This window comes from Ewingella sp. AOP9-I1-14 (assembly GCF_052375995.1).
GTDB lineage: Bacteria > Pseudomonadota > Gammaproteobacteria > Enterobacterales > Enterobacteriaceae > Ewingella > Ewingella allii.
The window spans coordinates 380,035-395,614 of sequence record NZ_JBQSVA010000001.1 but is presented as its reverse complement, the minus strand read 5'-3'; the positions used below and the strand labels follow the sequence as shown (position 1 = coordinate 395,614).

At 51.9% G+C, this 15,580-nt stretch carries 22 protein-coding genes; 14 read left to right on the top strand and 8 right to left on the bottom strand.

Going from position 1 to position 15,580, the window contains the following annotated elements; all coding sequences use genetic code 11:
* Positions 1 to 133: 133 nt before the first annotated feature.
* Positions 134 to 580, bottom strand: coding sequence for an NUDIX hydrolase (locus tag ACT3RT_RS01930; RefSeq protein ID WP_496202415.1), 447 nt, complete (start codon positions 578 to 580; stop codon positions 134 to 136).
* Positions 573 to 1,229 carry a 23S rRNA pseudouridine(2457) synthase RluE gene (gene rluE, locus ACT3RT_RS01925; protein WP_353502517.1) on the bottom strand — a complete coding sequence of 219 codons (657 nt, stop codon included), beginning with the start codon at positions 1,227 to 1,229 and terminating at the stop codon, positions 573 to 575. Before rluE ends, ACT3RT_RS01930 begins: the two co-directional genes overlap by 8 nt.
* Before the next feature lie 102 nt (positions 1,230 to 1,331).
* Between rluE and icd the strand changes: the two genes are divergently transcribed.
* From icd to cho, 3 genes are all read left to right on the top strand, one after another.
* Entirely contained in the window at positions 1,332 to 2,585 is a 1,254-nt protein-coding gene (gene icd / locus ACT3RT_RS01920) for an NADP-dependent isocitrate dehydrogenase (protein ID WP_353502516.1), read from the top strand.
* Positions 2,586 to 2,753: 168 nt separating this feature from the next.
* Entirely contained in the window at positions 2,754 to 4,331 is a 1,578-nt protein-coding gene (locus tag ACT3RT_RS01915; protein WP_353502515.1) for a sensor domain-containing diguanylate cyclase, read from the top strand.
* A gap of 27 nt (positions 4,332 to 4,358) precedes the next feature.
* Positions 4,359 to 5,207, top strand: coding sequence for an excinuclease Cho (gene cho, locus ACT3RT_RS01910; protein ID WP_496202414.1), 849 nt, complete (start codon positions 4,359 to 4,361; stop codon positions 5,205 to 5,207).
* Between the two features lie 48 nt (positions 5,208 to 5,255).
* Here cho and ACT3RT_RS01905 read toward each other — a convergent pair whose 3' ends face one another.
* On the bottom strand, positions 5,256 to 5,477 hold the full coding sequence (locus tag ACT3RT_RS01905; protein WP_353502513.1) for a hypothetical protein: 222 nt from the start codon (positions 5,475 to 5,477) through the stop codon (positions 5,256 to 5,258).
* A gap of 390 nt (positions 5,478 to 5,867) precedes the next feature.
* Between ACT3RT_RS01905 and ACT3RT_RS01900 the strand changes: the two genes are divergently transcribed.
* Complete coding sequence (locus ACT3RT_RS01900; protein WP_353502512.1) at positions 5,868 to 6,155, top strand: hypothetical protein; 288 nt, start codon at positions 5,868 to 5,870, stop codon at positions 6,153 to 6,155.
* A 153-nt stretch (positions 6,156 to 6,308) separates the two neighbouring features.
* On the top strand, positions 6,309 to 6,707 hold the full coding sequence (locus ACT3RT_RS01895; protein ID WP_353502511.1) for a hypothetical protein: 399 nt from the start codon (positions 6,309 to 6,311) through the stop codon (positions 6,705 to 6,707).
* 1 nt (position 6,708) lies between these two features.
* Here the strand turns inward: ACT3RT_RS01895 and ACT3RT_RS01890 are convergent, their stop codons facing one another.
* From ACT3RT_RS01890 to ACT3RT_RS01880, 3 genes are all read right to left on the bottom strand, one after another.
* Positions 6,709 to 6,927 (bottom strand): hypothetical protein, encoded by a 219-nt coding sequence (locus ACT3RT_RS01890; RefSeq protein ID WP_353502510.1) that lies wholly within the window; start codon positions 6,925 to 6,927, stop codon positions 6,709 to 6,711.
* A 175-nt stretch (positions 6,928 to 7,102) separates the two neighbouring features.
* On the bottom strand, positions 7,103 to 8,746 hold the full coding sequence (locus tag ACT3RT_RS01885; RefSeq protein WP_437342002.1) for an ABC transporter substrate-binding protein: 1,644 nt from the start codon (positions 8,744 to 8,746) through the stop codon (positions 7,103 to 7,105).
* Positions 8,747 to 8,888: 142 nt separating this feature from the next.
* A complete protein-coding gene (locus ACT3RT_RS01880; RefSeq protein WP_353502509.1) occupies positions 8,889 to 9,080 on the bottom strand; it encodes a YdfD/YebW family protein in 192 nt (63 codons plus the stop codon).
* A 214-nt stretch (positions 9,081 to 9,294) separates the two neighbouring features.
* On the opposite strand from ACT3RT_RS01880, the gene ACT3RT_RS01875 reads away from it, so the two are divergent.
* A complete protein-coding gene (locus ACT3RT_RS01875) occupies positions 9,295 to 9,540 on the top strand; it encodes a DUF2766 family protein (protein WP_034791303.1) in 246 nt (81 codons plus the stop codon).
* Positions 9,541 to 9,624: 84 nt separating this feature from the next.
* Here ACT3RT_RS01875 and ACT3RT_RS01870 read toward each other — a convergent pair whose 3' ends face one another.
* Complete coding sequence (locus tag ACT3RT_RS01870; RefSeq protein ID WP_034791302.1) at positions 9,625 to 9,861, bottom strand: YobH family protein; 237 nt, start codon at positions 9,859 to 9,861, stop codon at positions 9,625 to 9,627.
* Between the two features lie 316 nt (positions 9,862 to 10,177).
* Between ACT3RT_RS01870 and ACT3RT_RS01865 the strand changes: the two genes are divergently transcribed.
* The 7 genes from ACT3RT_RS01865 to cspE all read left to right on the top strand — a co-directional run bounded on the left by ACT3RT_RS01865 (position 10,178) and on the right by cspE (position 13,844).
* Positions 10,178 to 10,300: a PhoP/PhoQ regulatory lipoprotein MgrB gene (locus ACT3RT_RS01865; RefSeq protein WP_437342034.1), complete on the top strand. Its 123-nt coding sequence runs from the start codon at positions 10,178 to 10,180 to the stop codon at positions 10,298 to 10,300.
* 109 nt (positions 10,301 to 10,409) lie between these two features.
* Complete coding sequence (locus tag ACT3RT_RS01860; RefSeq protein WP_485901175.1) at positions 10,410 to 10,682, top strand: YebO family protein; 273 nt, start codon at positions 10,410 to 10,412, stop codon at positions 10,680 to 10,682.
* A gap of 144 nt (positions 10,683 to 10,826) precedes the next feature.
* On the top strand, positions 10,827 to 11,132 hold the full coding sequence (locus tag ACT3RT_RS01855) for a phage protein NinX family protein (RefSeq protein WP_353502506.1): 306 nt from the start codon (positions 10,827 to 10,829) through the stop codon (positions 11,130 to 11,132).
* Between the two features lie 130 nt (positions 11,133 to 11,262).
* A complete protein-coding gene (locus ACT3RT_RS01850) occupies positions 11,263 to 11,499 on the top strand; it encodes a DUF4060 family protein (RefSeq protein WP_353502505.1) in 237 nt (78 codons plus the stop codon).
* A 138-nt stretch (positions 11,500 to 11,637) separates the two neighbouring features.
* On the top strand, positions 11,638 to 12,627 hold the full coding sequence (locus tag ACT3RT_RS01845; RefSeq protein WP_496202413.1) for an MBL fold metallo-hydrolase: 990 nt from the start codon (positions 11,638 to 11,640) through the stop codon (positions 12,625 to 12,627).
* An 848-nt stretch (positions 12,628 to 13,475) separates the two neighbouring features.
* Complete coding sequence (locus ACT3RT_RS01840) at positions 13,476 to 13,592, top strand: DUF2627 domain-containing protein (RefSeq protein ID WP_353502503.1); 117 nt, start codon at positions 13,476 to 13,478, stop codon at positions 13,590 to 13,592.
* A gap of 42 nt (positions 13,593 to 13,634) precedes the next feature.
* The gene (gene cspE / locus ACT3RT_RS01835; protein WP_353502502.1) at positions 13,635 to 13,844 is read left to right on the top strand and encodes a transcription antiterminator/RNA stability regulator CspE; all 210 of its coding nucleotides are present in this window, start codon (positions 13,635 to 13,637) and stop codon (positions 13,842 to 13,844) included.
* A gap of 66 nt (positions 13,845 to 13,910) precedes the next feature.
* On the opposite strand, the gene ACT3RT_RS01830 is transcribed toward cspE, so the two are convergent.
* Entirely contained in the window at positions 13,911 to 14,615 is a 705-nt protein-coding gene (locus ACT3RT_RS01830; RefSeq protein WP_496202412.1) for a polyphenol oxidase family protein, read from the bottom strand.
* 146 nt (positions 14,616 to 14,761) lie between these two features.
* On the opposite strand from ACT3RT_RS01830, the gene rlmA reads away from it, so the two are divergent.
* Positions 14,762 to 15,577 carry a 23S rRNA (guanine(745)-N(1))-methyltransferase gene (rlmA, locus tag ACT3RT_RS01825; RefSeq protein ID WP_496202411.1) on the top strand — a complete coding sequence of 272 codons (816 nt, stop codon included), beginning with the start codon at positions 14,762 to 14,764 and terminating at the stop codon, positions 15,575 to 15,577.
* The last annotated feature ends 3 nt before the right edge of the window (positions 15,578 to 15,580 follow it).

Genomic DNA, 15,580 nt, shown 5'->3' with positions numbered 1-15,580 from the left:
GCGCAACAAAAAGTCACTCCGGACCGGACAGAGGGTACTACCTAAAAACTAAGCGCGGGATTTTAGCACGTCAGGCGGCCTGCTGCACCGTCGTTTGGTGCCTCAGGCCATCAGCCGTGGATGGATGTTTGAGTCAGTTCGGCAGATTAAAATTGGCCAGCAGGTCGAGTGGGTAGCGCGCGCTCTGCTGGTAACAGCGAATGCTCTCGGCCACCAGCGGCGAACGCAGCTGTTTCGAGCTGAGGATATCTTCCGCGCTGGCCCACACGCAGCGGTCGATATCGCTATCCTGCGGCGCGGTGGCAGGCTGCTGGTCCAAATCAATCACAAAGGCAAAACGCAGGAATGGCGTGCCGTCGGGCGCTTGCCACTGGTGCAATTTCAACAAGGATTGCGGCTCGGCGTGGATCCCCGTCTCTTCGTAGAGTTCGCGTTTCGCCGCGCTAAAGAGCGTTTCGTCTGCCTCAAGGTGTCCGGCGGGCTGGTTCCAGGTCACTTTGCCATTGACTGTCTCTTCGACAATCAAAAACTGCCCCTGCGATTGCACCACGCAGGCCACGGTAACGTGGGGTTTAAACATCAGTAATCTCCTTCCATTGGCCGGGCTGTAAGTCGCTAAGCTGGTACTCGCCCATGCTAAAACGAATCAGACGTAAAGTGGGAAAGCCGACGTGGGCCGTCATGCGGCGCACCTGTCGGTTGCGACCTTCATATAAGGTGATTTTCAGCCAGCGGGTTGGGATCGCTTTGCGTTCGCGAATTGGCGGGTTGCGCGGCCACAGCCACTCAGGCTCGGCCACCAGCTCCACGCCCGCTGGCAGGGTTTTGCCATCTTTTAGCTCCACGCCTGAACGCAGGGCAGTAATCGCCCCATCGTCGGGTTCACCCTCCACCTGCACATAATAGACTTTGCCGGTGCGTTTGCCCGGCTGAGTTAACGCGGCTTGCAGTTTGCCGTCGTTGGTCAGCACCAGTAAACCTTCGCTATCGCGGTCCAGCCTGCCTGCGGCGTAGACACCTGTTAATGAGATGTAGTCTTTTAGCGTGGCGCGTCCGGCTTCGTCAGTAAACTGCGGTAGCACATCGTAAGGTTTATTGAACAATAGCACTTTTCGTGGCGCGTTTTGTTCGGGACGAACCCTGTCAGGCCGCTTGCTGAAACGTTTAACGTGGTGATTTTTAACAGACATTGTTCTCACAGACATTGAGATAAAAGATAATTGGCGCATTATACGTGAAAACCGTTTCGGATTGGCGCGGGGCGATTATTGAAGTAATATCGACCCGCATCTTACAAATTTTTAACAAAAATGCGCTCGAAGGAGAGGTTAATGGAAAGCAAAGTAGTTGTTCCGGCTGAAGGTAAGAAGATCACAGTTGACGCCCAGGGTAAACTGAACGTTCCTAATAATCCTATTATCCCGTTCATTGAAGGCGACGGTATTGGCGTTGACGTGACCCCAGCCATGATCAAGGTTGTGGATGCGGCGGTTAAAAAAGCCTACAACGGCGAACGCAAAATTTCCTGGATGGAAATCTACACCGGTGAGAAATCGGTTGAACTGTACGGTAAAGACGTATGGCTGCCAGAAGAGACTCTGGACCTGATTCGTGATTACCGCGTGGCTATCAAAGGCCCACTGACTACCCCAGTCGGCGGCGGTATTCGCTCCCTGAACGTTGCCCTGCGCCAGCAGCTTGACCTGTACATCTGCCTGCGTCCGGTTCGTTACTACACCGGTACTCCAAGCCCGGTTAAACGTCCAGAAGACACCGACATGGTTATCTTCCGTGAGAACTCCGAAGACATCTACGCGGGTATCGAGTGGAAAGCCGGTTCTGCTGAAGCAGACAAAGTGATCAAGTTCCTGCAAGACGAAATGGGCGTGAAGAAAATTCGCTTCCCACAAGAATGCGGTATCGGCATCAAGCCTTGTTCTGAAGAAGGCACCAAGCGTCTGGTTCGCGCGGCTATCGAATACACCATCACCAACGATCGTGATTCTCTGACTTTGGTTCACAAAGGCAACATCATGAAGTTCACCGAAGGCGCGTTCAAAGACTGGGGTTACCAGTTGGCACGTGAAGAATTCGGCGGTGAGCTGATTGACGGCGGCCCATGGGTGAAAATCAAGAACCCAAACAACGGCAAAGACATCATCATTAAAGACGTTATTGCTGATGCATTCCTGCAACAGATCCTGCTGCGTCCGGCTGAATACGACGTTATCGCCTGTATGAACCTGAACGGTGACTACATCTCCGACGCCCTGGCGGCGCAGGTTGGCGGTATCGGTATCGCACCGGGTGCTAACATCGGTTCCGATTGCGCACTGTTCGAAGCAACCCACGGTACTGCACCTAAGTACGCAGGTCAGGATAAAGTGAACCCAGGTTCCATCATCCTGTCCGCAGAAATGATGCTGCGCCACATGGAGTGGTTCGAAGCCGCAGACCTGATCGTTAAAGGTATGGAAGGCGCTATCGCTAACAAAACTGTGACTTACGATTTCGAGCGTCTGATGGACGGCGCGAAACTGCGTAAATGCAGCGAGTTCGGCGACGACATCATTTCCAACATGTAATTTGCTGGAATGAATGAGAAAGGAGCCTTAAGGCTCCTTTTTTATCGCCTGCGCTAAGTCTATTTCCTGCTCCTATCTGCTAATTTCAAGGATTTTTCCAGCGTCCTCCTTGTGCCGCGTAACGGGCAGTGGTAAACATGAGCCACTTTTTCCACAAGGGCTATTTTCTTGTCACTCTCATCCTTTTTCAGCGCCTTTTTCCGTCTCGATCTTCGCCGTCTGATCCTGATTTTGGCCGTGACAAGTGCCTTCGTGACGCTGGCTAACAGTTTCTACGCCAGCTATAGCGTGCAGCGCCAACTGCTGATTGATAACACGCTGGAAGCCAATCGGGTATACGCCACCAAGCTTGCCGCGAGCACGGAACTGTTTATCCGCAGCATGCAAAAACAGCTGTTTTACAGCAGCCGTATTGCCGCCGAGCATTTTGACGATCCGGCGATTTTGCAGGCTGAAACTGCCCGTCTCAAATACCAGAGCGACAGCTTTAACTCGGTGGTGATCACCGATGCCCACGGGCTGATCCGCGCTACGTCGCCAGACAGTTTGCAGCTGATGGGGCGCACCATCTCCACCCCAGGCTCGGTCGAGGCGCTGAAGAAGAGGCGGCCTCTGGTCAGCAAGCCCTATATTTCCGCTGCCAATAATTTGGTTATCAATATCTCTACGCCGATTGTCACCGCCGATGGCCGCTATCGTGGTTATATCGGCGGCACCATTTATCTCAAGCAGAAGAGCATTCTTAACGAGCTGCTGGGCGAACACTATTATCGCGATGGCTCTTATATCGCGGTGATCGACAGCGACCGGCGCGTGCTCTACCACCCCAATATGGACAACGTGGGCAAAGTGTTACCGCCACGGCCCATCACCGATGCGGTGAAAAAAGCCGGTAACGGCAGTCTGGTGATGGAGAATTACACCGGCGAAGCCGTGTTAGCGGGCTATGCGCAGGTCCCCTCGACCGGCTGGGAAATCGTGACGCTGCGCCCGACTGACTCCACCCTCAAGCCGTTGCAGGGGTTGATGTTTAAAGTGTTGCGCCATCTGACGCCGTTGGCGCTGGTGACGCTGCTCTGCGTGTGGCTGCTTTCGCGGCTGATTGCCCGGCCTCTGCGCCAGCTGGCTCGTAGCGCCAATGAGATGGATAAGCCAGACGTTTCCAATAATATTCGCATGATCCCGGACTGGTATTTCGAAGTGACGCAGTTGAAACGCGCCCTGCTGGTGGGCATCAGCCTGCTGCAAAAGAAAATCGGCAAGCTGAAGTTTGAGGTACAAACCGATCCACTGACCGGGCTGTTTAACCGGCGCGGGCTGGCGACGGCGCTGGAATATATTCAGCAGATGAAGCTGAGCTTCTCGGTGATCGCGCTAGATATCGACCACTTCAAAAAGGTTAACGACACCTATGGTCACGATGTGGGCGATGAGGTGATTAAGCAGCTTGCCCAGCAGATCCGCGCCAGTTCGCGTGAGAGCGATATTCTTTGTCGCAACGGCGGCGAGGAGTTTTTGATGGTACTGCCGGGCACCGGGCTGGACGTAGCGGCGCAAATCGCCGAGCGTTTGCGCGGTATGGTGGCTGAAATGGACGTGGTGGATATCGATAAAATCACTATCTCTCTCGGGGTGGCCGCGGGGGTGTCGAGCAAAAATCACGCAGAGAAAGTATTGAAAAAGGCCGACGAAGCCCTGTATCTTGCCAAGCAGGAAGGGCGAAACCGTGTGATTGTGTCGTCCTAATGGCAATACAGAGATAAGTGAGAACGTTTGAGGAATTTGTCCCGCAGCGAGTTTGCCGCTGAAATTTACCAATATCCTGAGCATCTGCGAGATAATTTGGCGCAGTTGCCTTCTTCTCCCGGCGTTTATATTTTTCACGGTGTGAGCGAGCAGATGCCGCTCTACATCGGCAAAAGCGTCAATATTCGTACTCGCGTGATGTCCCATTTTCGCGCGAAAGACGAAGCCCGCATGTTGCGCCAGACCACCCATATCTCCTTTGTCGAAACGGCAGGGGAGCTGGGCGCGCTGCTGACCGAGGCGCGGATGATTAAGGAGCAGCAGCCGCTATTTAATAAAAGGCTGCGGCGTTCCAAACAGCTATGCTCGTTGCATATTCAAGAGGGCAAGGTGGCGGTGGCTTATGCCAAAGAGATCGACTTCTCCAGCACGCCGGGGCTGTATGGGCTGTTTGCCAATCGCACCGTGGCGTTAGAAAAGCTGCGGCAGTTGGCGGATGAGCAGAAGCTCTGTTATGGCATTTTGGGCATTGAGAAGCTGGCTAAAAATCGCGCCTGTTTTCGTTACAGCCTGAAGCGCTGCGCCGGGGCATGCTGTGGCGCGGAATCACTGGACGCGCATCAACAGCGTCTGGAAGCGTCGCTGGCGTCGTTGCGGCTGCACTGCTGGAACTGGCCGGGGCGCATTGCCATTGTTGAGAAAGGGGCGAACTTCACCCAATACCATATTATTCAGGATTGGTTCTATCTCGGCACCGTGGATTCGCTGCAAGATGAGGAGAGTCTGCAAAAAGTTTCCACTTACTTTGACAGCGACGGCTACAAGATCCTCTGCAAGCCGCTGCTGGATGGCCGTTTCGAGACCATTCAGCTGTAGCAGAACGCGACTGTGGAAAATAATCAGGGAGCCGAAGCTCCCTGAATTTTAAGATTTATTGGCCGCCGTCTGCGCCTTCTCTTCCTTCGCCTTGGCGGCTAAGTGATGCCCGACAGCACAGCCCGCCACGGCACCCAATACGGCATGGTGCTTAAGGTGCCCGGCCGCTGCGCCCACCGCTGCCCCTTTCAGACAGCCTTCTGCATGAGCCAGTGTACTGACCGACAACATCATGGTCAGTGCCAGAGTGTAAATCGTTTTTCTTGTCATAAATTCATCTCACCACGTCAACAATGAAGGCAAAACCTGCGCTGAAAATGTCACATCGCGCCCCGATATTCTATGGGGGCATCTGTAACCAGTTGCTGCATTTGTTACCTGTTTGGCGGAGTCACTCGCGAAGCGCCTCTGCAAGCCGCACGGCCCGAGCGTTGTAGGAATTTGGCCGGGCGGGGACGTAGTTACAGCTTGTCAACGCCGCGAAATGAGATGCTAAACGGTTGAATATTGGTTTAATCATCGGACGGGCTAGCGCGGGAATGTAAACAGTTTTATCAGCACTTTTGCACGCTCTGCTAAACTTATTAGTAGGCTCAGTGCAATGACCTGCTTGTTCCATATTTCGCTGGGTCGCCTTCACCAGAACAGAAGGATATCACTATGTCTGAACATGACCTTTTGCAGTCTCTGGTAGCCCGCATTGAGGCACTCGAACAGCGCGAAAAGCAGCTGACTTATGCCTCCAACGCCTATCAAGCCATCCTGACCACATTGCTGGGAAATCTGGATAAAGAGACCCGCGATAAAGTGATTATGATGGTGGATCAGGCCCATGATATTGCTTACGCCCGCGCCAATCTGGAGCAGAAAGGCAATATTTTGGGGGCTGATGACATCACTCAGCGGATTTTCCTGTTTGCGCAAGGACGTGCTGCACAGTCTAAATAGGGCCGGATGCCACGTTATTGCGCAGTTTATTCCTTCCTTCTCTCGCGGTAATGAGAGGGAATAGATAAACTGCGCCCCTTCAATAGTGATCTTCTCATTTCAGTGCCTGTCCACGTGCGTGGTCGGGCGTTTTGTGTGTGGAGTAGAGGCAAAATGCAAAATTTCATTCTGTTTTATAAGTTAAGCAGGGCGGCGCTAATTAACGCCTTACCCAGGGCGGTTGAGTTTGACTCTCTTGAAGTCGTGAATCAGGCTTTGCGAAACGGTGAGTTTGGCGCAAGCAGAACCGGCTGGACGCTGGATAAAGAAGCCAACGAAGAACCGCCGAGCAGCATGTTTGCCGCCGTGCCGAACTATGACTATTTCTTTGTCGATGAGCAGGGCGAAAGGGTCGAAGAGCCGGGCCTTGACGGCCGCGAACTGATTATCGACTTTGAAGCCACGCTGAATTGGATGGTGATGAATGGCTATCTGTACGGCGAGAAAGGCAGTTATGTGGTCTTAGACAAGTGCCTGCGCACCTTAACCCCCGAGATCGTGCAGTCTGCCTGAGTTAATTTCTCACCCGATTGGCCTTTAACATATTAATAGCCGCGCCCAACAGGATGCGGCTTTTTACATTTTGCGTGCTGCCCAGTTGACCGTCGAGATAGCCGACCAGCGCGTCATTGCTCAAATACTCTCCCCGATGATGCAAATGGATCACCGCATCGCCAATAATTCGTGAAACCTCATCCCAAAGGGGTTGGATTTCACTTTCCGATAATTTCATCTCTCCTCCCGCTGTGTGATTTTTCTCCAATCTAACATCTGGACGCGATGAGGCAAGCCCCGATGTAGGGAGAAATATGAACTTTTCGCGATGGGCATAAGCAGGAGGGAGAAGTGAAGTCCGGCGGTGCAGCAGCCTTAAAGCCACTGCGCCGCCGGATAACGGCAGTGAAAAATTAGTGCTTAATCACGTACAAATCTTTGGTGTAAATGTAACCCAGCGGGCTCTTATTGTCGTAACCGCCAATGAAAGGTTTCACCAGTTTGGCGCTGACATATTGGTACAGCGGGATAACCGGAACCTGCTCCGACAGCACGTCTTCAGCCTGCTGGTAGAACTCGCCGGCCTGGGCTTTGTCTTTCGCCGTCAAGGCGTCGTCCAGCGCTTTATCATAGGCGGCGTCGCTGAATTTCGAGGAGTTCTCGCTGTCGCCGGTGCGCAGGGTATTCAAGAACGTGGATGGCTCATTGTAGTCGGCGATCCAGGCATAGCGTATTGCGTCATAGTTACCCTGACGCTTGGTGTCGAGCATGGTTTTCCACTCTTGGTTTTGCAGGGTGGCATCCACGCCCAGATTCTTCTTCCACATCGAACTGGCGGCGATAGCAATACGCTGGTGAGATTCCGACGTGTTGTACAACAGATTGAATTTTAGAGGTTTGGAAGGGCCATAGCCTGCTTCGCTGAGCAGTTTTTTCGCCTCGGCGACGCGCTGCTCCTGGGTCATCTGCTGATATTTATTTTTCTTAAACTCGAAGCCGCCCGTGTTATCCGGCACCACGGCCCATGCGGGTTTTTGCCCCTGTCCCAACACCTTATTGGCGATAATGTCCTTATCCAATGCCAGATTGAGCGCCTGACGAACGCGTACATCGTTGAAAGGCGGGCGGGTGGTATTGAGGGAGTAGTAATACACGCCCAGTTTAGGGCCGACATGCACCTGTGAGCCGAGCTGTTTTTTCAGCGCGGTGAATTGGATTTCAGGCACGGTACTCGTGATATCGATTTCACCGGCCTTATAGCGGTTGACGTCGGCGGTGCCGGAAACAATCGGTAGGTAGGTGACTTTGTTAACAACAGTATGTTCGTTGTCCCAGTAATTCGGGTTGCGCACGGAAACGACGCGTTCATTAACGGTCCAGCTATCGAGCTTGAAGGCGCCGCTGCTGACTAAATTGCCCGGCTGGGTCCACTTATCGCCAAATTTTTTGATTGCGGCTTCCGGCAGTGGGAACAGCGTTGGGTGCGCGGCCATGCCGAGGAAGTAGGAGATCGGCTGGTCCAGCGTCACTTCAATGGTGTGCGCGTCGAGGGCTTTCACGCCCAAAGTGTCAGGTTTCTTTTTACCGTCGGTAATGTCCGCGGCATTGAGAATATGCATGCTGCTTGGGTAAGTGGCATACGGCGAGGCGATGGTGGGATCTACTAAACGGCGCCAGCTGAATACCACATCTTCGGCGGTGATTGGCGAACCGTCGGACCATTTCAGGTCAGGGCGCAGATGGAAGGTCCACACTTTATTGTCTTTATTATCCCAGCTAGCCGCCAGAGAGGGGTGAGGATTACCTTGATCATCAATACTTACCAGCCCGGCGAACAGGTCGGCGATGATGTTGAATTCAACGTCGCTGGAGACTTTGTGGGCATCAAGAGAAGCCGGTTCACTGCCGTTGTTACGCACAATTTCTTGTTTAGCGGCCAATTCCACGCCTGCGGGCACTTGTGCTGCCTGAGCGGGAATTGAGGAAAGGAAGGTACTGGAAATTAAGAGTGCCAGAGGGATCTGCTTGAAAATCGCGTTACGTTTTTGCTGCATCATTGCCATCTCCTGTCCTGTTAATATAGTTAAATATCAATAAGTAACAGGATAGTCATACCTTTGGCTGATACGTTTGGCAATACATATGTCAGATTTATGTTAGAGCTGTTACAAGAACAGGACAATATAGTGTGATCACCCTCTAAAAGTCAGCATTCTCTCGGGCGGGCAGATAGTAGCCGTCGATAAAATCTTCCAATGGGTAGCATCCGGCGTGGCGCAAACCCTCCTGGCGCATAGCGGCCATGCATTGTTGTTTGGTATCAAAGGCATCGATAGCCAGATCATCACAGCCACCACCGAGATAGCAAATGGTCAATACAAGCGCGAACATAACCTCTCCTTTTTGCTCCGCTTCATCAAGCATAGAAGATATGCAGCGATAACCACAGCCGGGCTGACCTGATTGCTGAGAATTTAAACATTCCGCTCATTCTCAACGCAGATGAGCACCGTCGGGATAAAATAAGTGACGCGACATGCTATTCTGGCGGCCAAATTTTTTAGCCAAGTGCGCCTACATTGCGTGCATGCCAAGAGGAATTCCCATGTCCGAGCTTTTAACCCAAGAACAAGAGTACGCGTCTGACTTAGTCGCCTGTCAGCTGGTCATTAAGCAGATTTTGGATGTGATTGACGTTATTGCGCCGACCGAAGTGCGCGACAAGATGTCGCACCAGCTGAAAAGCATCGATTTTTCACGTCATCCGGCGGGCGCGGATCCCGTCACCAAGCGCGCCATCGAAAAAGCTATCGCGCTGATTGACCTGAAATTCACCAAGCACGACAGCTAGTCGTCAGGCTGTTGATGGGCGTCAGGCAAAAAAATGCCCACCTTGGTGGGCATTCTATTAACGCTATTTCGCTGTACGGCGCGACTATTTTTTGTCGACCACTTCATCTATTTGCTTGAATATCGGGCACTTGGCCACGCCAACGATGCCGCTATCGGTATGCAGATACTGTGAATCAACAATACCTCGCGCCGTTAAATACTGACACTTCAGGCCCAATCCTGCCGCATTTTCGCTGCTTCCCACGGTAACGCCATAACCTGAGAAGAGAAAAATTGCATAAATAATCACCAAAACAATAATGGCTTTAATCGCACCCATTTGCTGCCTTCCTTTTTGTACTCCCTGAGGAGTCTCAGGGTGTTGATAAGTATAGATGTAAGAAGGATCTCGTCGCTATGGGCAGTGTAAAAATACAGTGTATTCCTAGAATCAATACTTCTGACTTAGTAATATGTGCTGCTTATGTGGATAGGGGCGGGGTTGTTAATATTTTGTTTAAGGTTCGTGGCGTAGCATCACTTTATGAATCATTAAGTGTTGGATGCTGACGTTGAGCTCTGATAAACCCGATACCAACCGGAAGAAACCGACCATAAAACCGAAACGATCTTTCTTTAACCTGAAGAAACTTAGCCTGATTTTAGTTCTCTTGGTTATCTGCATCGCGCTCTATCTTCTGGCATTGAACAGCTACTGCGATCAAGGTGGAAACTTTGAACTCGGTGTCTGCGCGGTGACATCCTTCATCCCCTGGTAGTTTTCCCGCCCAGACCGCTAAAAATGGCGAGTTTTTGGGATGGGCTCTTCCCAGCTTTCAGCGGAATGGTAAGATACGTGCTCGTTAAAATTTAGCTGTAGGGTTGTCAATGTTCGATCTCGCAATGGGCCAAACCAGCCTGGCCTCATTGGTGCTGTGTGTTTTGTTTATTTTGCTATTTTTGCTGCTGTGGTTTGTGGTTAACCGCGCCAGCGTCAGAGCTAATCAGCAAATTCAGCTTTTACAGGAAATCGCTGAACAGCAGCGCCAACAAACGGAGCTGTTAAAAATTCTTGCTGCGCAGGTTAAGGGGCCAACCCCTCAAGAGCCTGAGGAAGAGGATTCCGTGCTCAGCCTGCGGGGCTTTATCCCCGAAAGATAAGCGTTTGGATTGATGCTTTTGATCTAACCCAAGCCCGCCGGTGTTACTACCTGCGGGCTTTTCTTTGTTTCCGATTTGGCTTTCATAAAACTGTCTTATTTCTGTCGTAGTCTCAGGGCAACAACGATACCCGATGGAATGACGATGATTAAATGGTCTGAAGAGAACGACAGCGAGCTGAACCACAATATTGCCTTACTGACGGGCGAAGAGCCTGACAAATGGTATCCCTACGGCGGCGTCAAAGGTAAAGACTACTGCAACAACCCTTCCGATGCCTGGCCGATTATTTGTGCCAATAAAATTAGCCTTAATGCCACTGAACGGCCGGGGGATACCCGCTGGTCCGCGCAAATCCAAAGCGAGCAGGGGCATTGGCATGCCGATAGTCACCGACCACTGCGTGCTGCGATGGTTTGTTTCTTGTTAAGTAAAACTTGCGCGCAATAAAAAGCGCAGAGATACTCATTCTGTAACAAAGTTGCAAAGAAGTGATTCGAATAAGCATCGCGCGAAGCGATGCGTATCAAGTGATTAATGTTTCCTCATTTTGACAGTTGTGTCTAAGGCGGAGTCCATTATGAAGCGCATCATTAAAGGTGATAAAAATCTCTCCCATCTGGTGGTTGCCCATGCAGCCATCGATAGTCATGAAAAAGCCTACGGCACGCGACGCCAGGGCTGGCCCTCAACGTACCTCATCAAATACAAAGACTCTCGTGTGGCGGTAGAAGTGGTTACCCGCCGGCAATCTTACGTTGCTACCCTTATGATTGGAGCCAGAAATCTCACCAAACTTTGTGCAGAAGCTGCCTGAGTAAAGTCCTGTCACGGATGTTGCAGTAAAACTTTGTACATACTACTGTTTATTCACACCCAAACCGCGATGAGGCTAGCCTTCATCGCGGTTTTTACTTCCCATAAGTAAGCTGTCTGCGTAATTTGAAGGAACGTTATGGCTATTAAAAATCCCTATTATGATGCGTCTAAGCCGCACCATACGCCGGAAGGGTTTACCAATCCTGAACCTCATAATCGACAGGACGGCGATCTCAAGCGCTGGCAGCGCGAGCGCAAAGAGCAGCAGTTACCCAAGCCGCCGCGCCGTGGCTATGAGCATTTTATTTCCCAGTGGTGGCAGAAGGCCGAGTTTAGCGGCCACGAAGATCGCCTGTGGTTCCTCGGCCATGCCTGCCTGCTGTTACGGATTGCGGGGAAAACCGTGCTGATGGACCCGGTGCTCTCTGCTCGTGCCTCGCCGTTGAAATTCTACGGCCCAAAACGTAAGACGCCGGTGAGCGCCGACGTCGCGGATTTGCCGCACATCGATTATGTGCTGCTGTCGCACAACCACTACGATCATCTGGATAAGCCGACCATTAAACGGCTGCTGCGCCGCTTCCCCGAGCTGGAGTTTATTGTGCCGCTGGGCATGAAGCGTTGGCTGATACGCCAGGGCGCGCGCCACGTCACCGAGCTGGACTGGTGGCAGGAGCACAGCTTTGGCGGGTTGACTTTCCACGCGGTGCCCGCCCGCCACTGGAGTATGAGAACCCTGTGGGACCGAAATCGCTCGCTCTGGTGTGGCTGGGTGGTCACTAGCGCCGACCTGCGTTTCTACTTCTCCGGCGACAGTGGTTATAGCAATCAATTCAAAGTTATTGGCGATAAGCTGGGGCCTTTCGATCTGGCGGCGATCCCAGTTGGCGCCTATGCACCACGATGGTTCATGAGTGCGCAGCATATGGACCCGCAGCAGGCGGTAGAGGTGTTCGCAGAAATAAAATGCCGCAAAGCCGTGCCAATTCACTGGGGGGTGTTTGAATTAGCGGATGAATCTTTGGATGAGCCTTTGCAGGAATTAGCCCAGGCCACGCAAAACAATGCAGAAATCGCCGCGCGTTTTTATCCCTTGAAAATTGGGCAGAGCATTCTGCCTGAGTGAAATAGGTACAGTATTAACGCTTATTGACGGGAGGCTATCCTCCCGTCATGGCTGATGGTCATTTCCCCCGCCCGATAACATCGCCATAGGCCCCGCGGCTTGCTGCCGAGCCGCCTACCGGGCAGAGGCTAAAACCGGTGAAACGCTGAAAATGTCTCTTAGCTCTCGTTTTCTACCCAAATAGAAAATGGAATCGTGATGACGATCACTGTAAAGGGTTTATTAAAATAGAAATCCAGTTTCGAGTTTAAACATACTTAAATTAACTGTGGTTATATAATCAACAGTAATTTAACCATCCGGTCATTATTATTTCATCATAATGTTAAATACTAGAAACAGGCGCTATTGCCATATTGACCATGGCGCTATGGGCGGCTGAAATTATTCCAACTAATAAGGCAGCGTTATTAGTTGAAATAAAATTGTTTGCTCGCTTGCGGTGCAATAGATTACGGACGAACCAATGAAATGCACCACGGTCTTCAAGTGCGCCCATTTTGGTGAATGCATAACCAATCAGTAGCGAGCGTTGCGGCGCAGTCCTCTCAGTACTTCATGGCATATCTTAAAAGATAAAAATTCAAATAAAGTTGTCTTTTACGCTTACCGTTCGCCATTAAATGAGCAATAATCAGGGCTAGTCGTTATTGTTTTGAATCAAAGACAGGCTTCCCTGTTAAGCAGAAAAAAGCATGTCTATCAACATATTTCAGCTTAGCCAAACGGCTACCGGCTTTAACCGGCTCAAATATGTGCGACACGTCCATCACTGATTAAAAATGGCTTGCCATCGAAATCAGTTTATGTGATAACGCATATGGGTAAAACGAGGTACGGTTCTGTATATGTGTGGCATTTTCAGTAAAGAAGACTTGAGTAAAAACGTTATCGTTGAACGCTGCTTCTCTGCCGATTTATATCTTAGTGCCTCAAGCAGTAACGACTCTAGTTTGTCTATGTAACGCCAATAGGCGGCTTTAAACAATCCAAAGGAAATACTCAAGATGGCAAAGATTAAAGGTCAGGTTAAGTGGTTCAACGAGTCTAAAGGCTTCGGTTTCATCACTCCTGCTGACGGCAGCAAAGACGTATTCGTACACTTCTCTGCCATTCAGGGCAACGGCTTCAAAACTCTGGCTGAAGGCCAGAACGTTGAGTTCTCAATTCAAGATGGCCAGAAAGGCCCATCTGCTGTTGATGTAACTCCAGTCTAAGCAGCATCAGCTGTGAAAAAAACCCGCCATGTGCGGGTTTTTTTGTATCTGCGATCTGAGGCCGCGTCACTCAGGCAAAATCATAATGCCCGATTGCTGATTGCGACCACTGATCCCCGGATGCGTTGGGTCTTTGGCCCGCTGGTGGGTGTTGCGGCGAAAACTGGTGTAGGTATAGCTACCGTCCAGCTCGGTACTACAGATGGTGCAGCCGCCGGAATGGTCAATGGCGCCAAAGCCTAAATACTCAAGCTTGGCCAGAGCAATGGCCGCTAAGTCGAGATGGCGCGGGGAAGGGGAGATCAGCGCGGGCGGCAGGTCCAGGTCGCGCAAAAACTCATCCACCAGCTCTTGGCTGACTTCATAACAGCAGGCGCGCGCCGCCGGGCCGATTGATACCACCCAATCCTCCACGCTGCCGTCTTGATTAATGCGTTCGGCCATTTTCTTAATAATGCCCGCCTTTAGCCCACGCCAACCGGCATGCACCACGCCCACGCGGCGACCGTCCCGACGGCTGAAAATTAGCGGCAGGCAGTCGGCGCTAAACACGGTTAATAGAATGCCGGGATGGGAAGTATAGAAGCCGTCAGCTTCGCCACAGGGTTGGGCGGGCTGGATGATATCCACGATGCGGGTACCGTGGACCTGCTTTTTCTGCGGCCGGGTCGGTTCAAACTCGGCTAAAACCTCGGGGATTAGAGCGCGCTTGCTGCCGAAGCCGTGGCGGATCCCAGGTATCTGGCTGAGTAACGCCGAAATGTCAGTCATATAAACCACGTCAAATAAGTAAAACGTCGAAGGCTCAGTGTAGCTGGGTTTTTCCTTTCCATGCCAGCGGTTGCAACTCTCGGGTGCGTTCTTTAGACTTGGCGGCATTCTGCCTGCGGGCACCGCGAATTCCCTTTAGGATCTTCATGAGTTATCAATGTCCTCTTTGCCATCAGCTACTTACGCTTAACGATCGCCAGTGGCGCTGCCCGCAAAATCATCAGTTTGATCATGCCAAAGAAGGCTATGTCAATTTGATGCCCGTACAGCATAAGCGTTCGAAGCAGCCGGGGGACAGCCCGGAGATGATGGAGTCGCGCCGCCGGTTCCTCGACGCTGGACATTACCAGCCTTTGCGCGATCTTGTGGCGCAGCGGCTGAACGAGGCGCTGCCGGCAGAGGCCTCGACGCTGTTGGACATCGGCTGTGGTGAAGGCTATTACACCGCCGAGGTGGCACGTCGTTTGAGCGAGCAGCGCAGGATCGAGGTGTATGGTTTGGACGTCGCCAAAGTGGCCATTCGCAACGCCGCCAAACGCTATCGTGAGGTGAATTTTTGCGTGGCGTCGAGCCACCGCCTGCCGTTTGCCGACCAGTCGCTTGACGCCGTGCTGCGTATTTATGCGCCGTGCAAGGCAGAAGAGCTATATCGCGCCGTTAAGCCCGGCGGACTGGTACTGACCGTCGCGCCGGGGCCGCGTCATTTATACCAGCTGAAAGGGCTTATCTATTCGCAAGTGCAACTGCACGCCGAGTTGGATGAACGGCTGGAAGGCTTTGAGCGGGTGAGTCAGGAGACGCTGGCGTATTCAATGAAGTTGAAGGGTGCCGAAGCTTTTGATCTATTGCAGATGACGCCCTTTGCGTGGCGGGCCACCGAAGAAGTTAAAGCGGCGTTGCTGGCTGAGACGTCGTTCTCCTGTGAAACCGACTTCCTCATTAGAGTGCATCGCCGCGCCTAACAC

Excerpts from the sequence above, each read along its gene's own strand:
- ACT3RT_RS01930 (WP_496202415.1), bottom strand. The coding sequence starts at position 580 with ATGTTTAAACCCCACGTTACCGTGGCCTGCGTGGTGCAATCGCAGGGG.
- rluE (WP_353502517.1), bottom strand. The coding sequence starts at position 1,229 with ATGCGCCAATTATCTTTTATCTCAATGTCTGTGAGAACAATGTCTGTT.
- icd (WP_353502516.1), top strand. The coding sequence starts at position 1,332 with ATGGAAAGCAAAGTAGTTGTTCCGGCTGAAGGTAAGAAGATCACAGTT.
- ACT3RT_RS01905 (WP_353502513.1), bottom strand. The coding sequence starts at position 5,477 with ATGACAAGAAAAACGATTTACACTCTGGCACTGACCATGATGTTGTCG.
- ACT3RT_RS01900 (WP_353502512.1), top strand. The coding sequence starts at position 5,868 with ATGTCTGAACATGACCTTTTGCAGTCTCTGGTAGCCCGCATTGAGGCA.
- ACT3RT_RS01895 (WP_353502511.1), top strand. The coding sequence starts at position 6,309 with ATGCAAAATTTCATTCTGTTTTATAAGTTAAGCAGGGCGGCGCTAATT.
- ACT3RT_RS01890 (WP_353502510.1), bottom strand. The coding sequence starts at position 6,927 with ATGAAATTATCGGAAAGTGAAATCCAACCCCTTTGGGATGAGGTTTCA.
- ACT3RT_RS01885 (WP_437342002.1), bottom strand. The coding sequence starts at position 8,746 with ATGATGCAGCAAAAACGTAACGCGATTTTCAAGCAGATCCCTCTGGCA.
- ACT3RT_RS01880 (WP_353502509.1), bottom strand. The coding sequence starts at position 9,080 with ATGTTCGCGCTTGTATTGACCATTTGCTATCTCGGTGGTGGCTGTGAT.
- ACT3RT_RS01875 (WP_034791303.1), top strand. The coding sequence starts at position 9,295 with ATGTCCGAGCTTTTAACCCAAGAACAAGAGTACGCGTCTGACTTAGTC.
- ACT3RT_RS01870 (WP_034791302.1), bottom strand. The coding sequence starts at position 9,861 with ATGGGTGCGATTAAAGCCATTATTGTTTTGGTGATTATTTATGCAATT.
- ACT3RT_RS01860 (WP_485901175.1), top strand. The coding sequence starts at position 10,410 with ATGTTCGATCTCGCAATGGGCCAAACCAGCCTGGCCTCATTGGTGCTG.
- ACT3RT_RS01855 (WP_353502506.1), top strand. The coding sequence starts at position 10,827 with ATGATTAAATGGTCTGAAGAGAACGACAGCGAGCTGAACCACAATATT.
- ACT3RT_RS01850 (WP_353502505.1), top strand. The coding sequence starts at position 11,263 with ATGAAGCGCATCATTAAAGGTGATAAAAATCTCTCCCATCTGGTGGTT.
- ACT3RT_RS01845 (WP_496202413.1), top strand. The coding sequence starts at position 11,638 with ATGGCTATTAAAAATCCCTATTATGATGCGTCTAAGCCGCACCATACG.
- ACT3RT_RS01840 (WP_353502503.1), top strand. The coding sequence starts at position 13,476 with ATGTGTGGCATTTTCAGTAAAGAAGACTTGAGTAAAAACGTTATCGTT.
- cspE (WP_353502502.1), top strand. The coding sequence starts at position 13,635 with ATGGCAAAGATTAAAGGTCAGGTTAAGTGGTTCAACGAGTCTAAAGGC.
- ACT3RT_RS01830 (WP_496202412.1), bottom strand. The coding sequence starts at position 14,615 with ATGACTGACATTTCGGCGTTACTCAGCCAGATACCTGGGATCCGCCAC.
- rlmA (WP_496202411.1), top strand. The coding sequence starts at position 14,762 with ATGAGTTATCAATGTCCTCTTTGCCATCAGCTACTTACGCTTAACGAT.